Annotated in this window: 6 protein-coding genes; 4 read left to right on the top strand and 2 right to left on the bottom strand. The window is 67.3% G+C overall.

Annotation, left to right across the window (positions count from 1 at the left end):
- Positions 1 to 168 precede the first annotated feature (168 nt).
- The 3 genes from QE494_RS14070 to QE494_RS14060 are packed head-to-tail and all read left to right on the top strand — an operon-like array spanning position 169 to position 2,860.
- On the top strand, positions 169 to 1,350 hold the full coding sequence (locus tag QE494_RS14070) for a heme A synthase (protein WP_300044207.1): 1,182 nt from the start codon (positions 169 to 171) through the stop codon (positions 1,348 to 1,350).
- The gene (gene cyoE, locus QE494_RS14065; protein WP_300044205.1) at positions 1,347 to 2,234 is read left to right on the top strand and encodes a heme o synthase; all 888 of its coding nucleotides are present in this window, start codon (positions 1,347 to 1,349) and stop codon (positions 2,232 to 2,234) included. Before QE494_RS14070 ends, cyoE begins: the two co-directional genes overlap by 4 nt.
- Positions 2,235 to 2,245: 11 nt before the next feature.
- On the top strand, positions 2,246 to 2,860 hold the full coding sequence (locus QE494_RS14060; protein ID WP_300044204.1) for an SCO family protein: 615 nt from the start codon (positions 2,246 to 2,248) through the stop codon (positions 2,858 to 2,860).
- A gap of 38 nt (positions 2,861 to 2,898) precedes the next feature.
- Here the strand turns inward: QE494_RS14060 and QE494_RS14055 are convergent, their stop codons facing one another.
- Together QE494_RS14055 and rpoH are read right to left on the bottom strand one after the other, a co-directional pair.
- Complete coding sequence (locus tag QE494_RS14055) at positions 2,899 to 3,903, bottom strand: tripartite tricarboxylate transporter substrate binding protein (protein WP_300044201.1); 1,005 nt, start codon at positions 3,901 to 3,903, stop codon at positions 2,899 to 2,901.
- 154 nt (positions 3,904 to 4,057) lie between these two features.
- Complete coding sequence (gene rpoH, locus QE494_RS14050; protein ID WP_300044199.1) at positions 4,058 to 4,990, bottom strand: RNA polymerase sigma factor RpoH; 933 nt, start codon at positions 4,988 to 4,990, stop codon at positions 4,058 to 4,060.
- A gap of 219 nt (positions 4,991 to 5,209) precedes the next feature.
- On the opposite strand from rpoH, the gene cutA reads away from it, so the two are divergent.
- Positions 5,210 to 5,577: divalent-cation tolerance protein CutA (cutA, locus tag QE494_RS14045; protein ID WP_300044197.1), on the top strand; the 368-nt coding region annotated here is incomplete at its 3' end.

Here is a 5,577-nt window from a genome sequence, read left to right as displayed (position 1 = left end):
GCCTGCGCCAGGTCAGGCCCTGGTCGACCACCTGTACCTGGTCGACCCCCGTGGCAATTGGATGATGCGGTTTCCCGCGCGGCTCGATCGCGAAGGCGCGGCCAGTGCCAAGCGCGACCTCGAGCGCCTGATGCGGGCTTCTGCGAGCTGGGACGAGGCAGGGCGCCCATGAACACGGCCGACGCAGTTCCGCTCTACAACCTGGAGCCGGTTTTTCGCCTCATGGCCCTGGGCCTCGTGCTGGCGGCTGGGCCGCTGGCCTGGGTCTGGCTGCGCAATCGGCAGCGACCCCTGGCCCAGCGGCTGGCGGCACTGACCGCGCTGACGCTTTTTCTCACCTTCGATCTGGTGATGTTTGGCGCCTTCACCCGCCTCACCGACTCTGGCTTGGGCTGCCCCGACTGGCCCGGCTGCTACGGCGACGCCAGCCCCTTCGGCGCGCACACCGAAATCAGCCAGGCTCAGGCCGCGATGCCCAATGGCCCGGTGACCCACACCAAGGCGTGGATCGAGATGATCCACCGCTATCTGGCCACCGGCGTCGGCGTGCTGCTGCTCACCCTGGCTCTTACCAGCTGGCTGCGCCGGCGTGAGCTGCCCGCGGGCATCGGCCCAAGCTGGCCGCTCGCCACCCTGATCTGGGTGTGTGTGCAGGGCGCTTTCGGCGCGCTCACGGTGACGATGAAGTTGCAGCCGCTGATCGTGACCTTCCACCTGCTCGGAGGCCTGGTGCTGCTGGCCCTCATCGCCCGGCAGGCCCTGGCCTATGCCCAGGCCGATGGCCGCCATCTGCGCCAACCGATATCGCCTGCACTGCGCGCGTCCTTGTGGGCGGGCTTCGCCCTGCTTTGGCTGCAGTTGGCCCTGGGTGGCTGGGTGTCAACCAATTACGCGGTACTGGCCTGCGATGGCTTTCCCGCCTGCCAGGGCAGTTTCTGGCCCGCGATGGAATGGCGCCAGGCCTTCGAACTCTGGCGGCCCCTGGGCCAGACCGGCGCGGGCGAGGCCATCACCATGGCTGCCCTTACCGCCATCCACTACGCGCACCGGCTGATGGCCTACCTGCTGTTGCCGGTGCTGTGGGCGCTGGCCTGGTACCTGGGCCGCGCCGGGCTGCGGGCCCAGGGGCGCGCGCTCGGGCTGCTGGCCCTGCTGCAACTGGCCACTGGCCTGTCCAACGTCATCATGGGTTGGCCGCTGGCAGCCGCGGTGTTGCACACGGGCGGCGCTGGCGCCCTGGTAATGGCCTTCACCTGGGCGCTTGGCACCAGCCAAGCAGCGCGCCGTGTTCCTTCCGCGGCGCCCGCCGTCTTCGCATCTTCCCGTCCGCCCGAAGGGGCGAAGCCATGAACCGTATTGCCCAGTTCTACGCCCTGACCAAGCCGCGCGTGGTGCAGCTCATCGTCTTTTGCGCTCTCATCGGCATGGTGCTCGCGGTACCTGGTGTCCCCACTTGGGAGGACATTCGCCTGGCCGTCATTGCCAGTGCCGGCATCTGGCTCGTAGCCGGCGCCGCCGCCGCCTTCAACTGCCTGGTCGAAAAAGGCATCGATGCCAAGATGAAGCGGACCGCCTGGCGTCCCACCGCCAATGGCGAGCTCTCTGATACACAGACCCTGCTGTTCTCTGCCTTGTTGTGCGGTCTTGGCTCCTGGGTCCTTTATGCGCTGGTCAATCCGCTGACCATGTGGCTGACCTTCGCCACCTTCGTCGGCTACGCGGTGATCTACACCGTCATTCTCAAGCCGCTTACCCCCCAGAACATCGTGATCGGCGGCGCCTCGGGCGCGATGCCGCCGGTACTGGGCTGGGCCGCCATGACGGGCGATGTGCACCCGCACGCACTGATCCTTTTCTTGATCATTTTTCTGTGGACGCCGCCGCATTTCTGGGCGCTGGCCCTCTACCGGGTGGAGGACTACCGCAAGTCTGGCCTGCCCATGCTGCCGGTGACTCATGGCAGCGACTTCACTCGCCTGCAGATCCTGCTTTACACGCTGGTGCTGGGTGCCGCCTGTCTGCTGCCCTTCGCCGCCGGCATGAGCTCCTGGCTTTACCTGGTGGCGGCGCTGGCCCTGAGCCTGCGTTTTTGCCAATACGGCTGGCGGCTCTGGCGCGAATACTCCGACGCGCTCGCGCGCAAGACCTTCCGCTTTTCACTGGTGCACCTGAGCTTGCTCTTTGCCGCCCTGCTGGTAGACCACTACCTTCCGCCGCTCCCCTTTCTGCTGTGAGGCCTCCCGCCATGCAACGCCGTCGCCTCCTGTCGCTGTTTTCCCCGCTGCCCTTTTTGGCGGTGGGACTCGCCGCCACGCTGGGTCTGGCCGGCTGCGAGGGCAAGCAGCCGTTTCAGTCGTTCGACTTGACCGACGCCAAGTACGCCCGCGGCTTCGAGCTGCCCGACTTCGATGGCCAGACGCGCCGCCTGCAAGACTTCCGCGGCAAGCTGGTGGTGGTTTTCTTCGGCTTTACCCAGTGCCCCGACGTCTGCCCGACCGCTATGACCGATCTGGTGGAGGTCAAGCGCCAGCTCGGTGCTGACGGCGACAAGCTGCAGGCGGTGTTCGTCACCGTCGACCCCGAGCGCGACACGCCCGAGGTGCTCAAGGCCTATATCGCCAACTTCGACCCCTCCTTCGTTGGCTTGCGCGGCACGCCCGAGCAACTCGCTCAAGTGGTGCAAGAGTTCAAGGTCTATTACAAAAAGGTCGAGGGCAAGACGCCCGGTGCCTACACCATGGACCACTCGGCCGCGAGCTTCATTTACGACACCCAGGGCCGTTTGCGCCTGTACCTGAGGCCTGGCGCTGGCCCGCAGGTGTTACTGGGCGATCTGCAGCTGCTGCTCAAAGAGCGCTGAAGCCTCGCGCAGGCCCGCGCCCACCGCCCTCACAGTCCTCACTCGGCCTTGATGCCGCGCGAGGTGATCACCGCGCCAAGGTCGGCGGTGTCGGCCTGCACCCGGCTTGCCAGGCCCTCGGCGGTCGTGCCCGCAACCTGCCAGCCTTGGGCAGTGAGTTTTTGGCGCATCTCAGGGCTGCGCACGATCTCGGACACCAAGGTTGAAAGCCGCGCCAGGTTCGCGCGCGACATGCCAGCCGGCGCTGCCACCGCGTTCCAGACCTCAAGCCGGTAGCCGCGGGTCAAGCCCTGCTCGTCCAGGCTCCCAAAATCCGGCACCAGCTCGCTGCGGCTGCTGGAGGTGACGCCAATCACCTTGAGCTTGCCAGCGCGCACCTGGGGCAGGGCAATACCGGGGGGCAGCAGTGCCAGCTGCACCTGTTGCCCCATCATGGCGGTGACTACCTGCGGATTACCCGGGTAGGGAACGTGCACCGGGTCGATGCCGGCCTTGCCCTTGAGCAGCTCCATCCCGATGTGGGCTACCGTGCCCACGCCCGGCGAGCCATAGCTCCAGGCCTTGCCGCCTTTGCGTGCGGCTTCCATCAGGTCTCGCCCGGTCTCGCCGGGCGTCGTGACATCGGTCACCAGAACCAGTGGCGCGCTGCCGATCAGGCTGACCGGTGCCAGGTCCTTGAGCGGGTCGTAGGGCAGCGCCGGATTCAGCAGCTTGGCGATGGTCATGTTGCCATTGATCATCAAGCCCAGGGTGTGGTCGTCGGTGGCCTTGGCCACCAGATCGGCGGCAATGTTGCCGCCAGCGCCGACCCGGTTTTCCACCACCACCGGCTGGCCCAGTGCTTTGGACAGGGGCTCGGCCAGGGTACGGGCGGTCAGGTCGGGGGAAGAGCCGGCGGGAAAGCCCACCACCAGACGCAGCGGGCGGCTGGGCCAGGCGGCCGGCTGTGCCAGCGTCGCAGGGGCGACTGCACCCAAGGCCAGTGCAGACAGGGCGCCGAGGGTGGCGCGGCGGGTGGGGGAGGGGGGCTGTTGTCGGTTCATGGGGTGCAATTGTGATTGCCCGCATCCACAGAAAAAAGCAGTGCTTGCCCTGAGGTCCTAGCCCTTGGCAGCGGATGGAGCGGACGGGGATGGCTCCTACCCGGAAGGCGGATTCGCGGGAGCCGGGTGCGGCGGCAGGCCGCGCCCAAGCGCGTCAGGCGTAGGCCGCCAAGGCTTGGCGCATCTTCTTCATCGCCGCCACTTCGATCTGGCGGATGCGCTCGGCCGACACGCCGTACTCATCGGCGAGGTCGTGCAGGGTCAGGCCACCCGAGCCGTCGTCGTTCACCTGCAGCCAGCGCTGCTCGACGATGCGGCGACTGCGCGGGTCGAGTTGCTCCAGGGCGGCGGCCAGGCCGTCGCTGGCCAGGCGGTCCCGCTGGTGGGCCTCGATCACGGCGGTGGGCTCGTGGCGTGCGTCGGTCAGGTAGGAAATGGGGCCGAAGGCCTCCTCGCCGTCACCCGCGGGCGTGGGGTCGAGCACCACGTCGCCGCCGGACATGCGGGTTTCCATTTCGAGCACTTCCTCGCGCTTGACCCCAAGGTCGTGCGCCATCACATCGACCTGGGCGGCGGTGAGGGTGTCGCGGTGTGTCGGGGCGTCGGCCTCGTCCTTGAAGCCCTGCTTCATCGAACGCAGGTTGAAAAACAGTTTGCGCTGGGCCTTGGTGGTGGCCACTTTGACCATGCGCCAGTTTTTGAGGATGTATTCGTGGATCTCCGCCTTGATCCAGTGCAGGGCGTAAGACACCAGGCGCACGCCCTGGTCGGGGTCGAAGCGCTTCACGGCCTTCATCAGGCCGATGTTGCCCTCTTGGATCAGGTCGCCCTGCGGCAGACCGTAGCCGACGTACTTGCGCGAGACCGAAACCACCAGGCGCAGGTGAGAGAGCACCAGCTTTCCGGCGGCGTCCAGGTCGTCGTGGTCACGCAGCGTGCGGGCGTATTCCTGCTCCTCTTCGGGGGTGAGCAGGGGCAGCTTGTTGACGGCAGAAATATAGGCGTCCAGATTGCCCAGCGAGGGCACCATGGACCAGGGGCTGGCCACGGCCAGTCCTGCGCCTGTATGGAGCACGGAAGGGGTCATGACGTCAGTTCTTTTCATGGGTGGGGAAATATTAGCACTCCTCGCGGGAGAGTGCTAAGACCCCCGGGTGAAGCCCAGGCGCCTTCGGTGTTCAAGGCGCCGAGGCCGGGCTGGCGCTTCGGGTTGCTGCCGGATCGACCTGTCGCCTGGCCACCCCAGCCATGCCCCACAATGTCCGCTTCGGTCCCTTGCCGGGCCGCCTCATCGAGGAGCGAACCCATGGCCCCAGCCGCCAGCCCGCGCACCATCGCTAGCCTCACCACCACGGTGCCCACCGAGGAGGAAGCCCAGGCCCTGGCCCGGGGGCTGGTCGAGGCCCGCCTGGCAGCCTGCGTGCAGGTCGAGCCCGGGCTGCAGTCGCATTACCGTTGGCAGGGCCAGGTGCAGGCGGCTGCCGAGGTGCGCCTCACCGTCAAGACCCTGCCCGAGGCCCGGGCCGTGGTCGAGACCTTCATCGCCCGTTACCACCCCTACGAGCTGCCGCAACTGCTCTGGCAGACACTCGAGGCCAGTTCGGCCTATGCCGACTGGGTGCGCGAGCAGGTCGACCCGTCGCTCAGCGGATCTGGAGCCGGGGACCCCCCGCC

Origin of the sequence: Ramlibacter sp., from assembly GCF_029866045.1 — a bacterium.
In the GTDB taxonomy this organism is placed as follows: Bacteria; Pseudomonadota; Gammaproteobacteria; order Burkholderiales; family Burkholderiaceae_C; genus Ramlibacter.
Note: the sequence above shows the minus strand (reverse complement) of the source record. Positions and strands in the feature narration are given on the sequence as shown.

What these genes read in the sequence shown, in the direction of transcription:
- QE494_RS14070 (WP_300044207.1), top strand. Translation starts at nt 169, where the DNA reads ATGAACACGGCCGACGCAGTTCCGCTCTACAACCTGGAGCCGGTTTTT.
- cyoE (WP_300044205.1), top strand. Translation starts at nt 1,347, where the DNA reads ATGAACCGTATTGCCCAGTTCTACGCCCTGACCAAGCCGCGCGTGGTG.
- QE494_RS14060 (WP_300044204.1), top strand. Translation starts at nt 2,246, where the DNA reads ATGCAACGCCGTCGCCTCCTGTCGCTGTTTTCCCCGCTGCCCTTTTTG.
- QE494_RS14055 (WP_300044201.1), bottom strand. Translation starts at nt 3,903, where the DNA reads ATGAACCGACAACAGCCCCCCTCCCCCACCCGCCGCGCCACCCTCGGC.
- rpoH (WP_300044199.1), bottom strand. Translation starts at nt 4,990, where the DNA reads ATGACCCCTTCCGTGCTCCATACAGGCGCAGGACTGGCCGTGGCCAGC.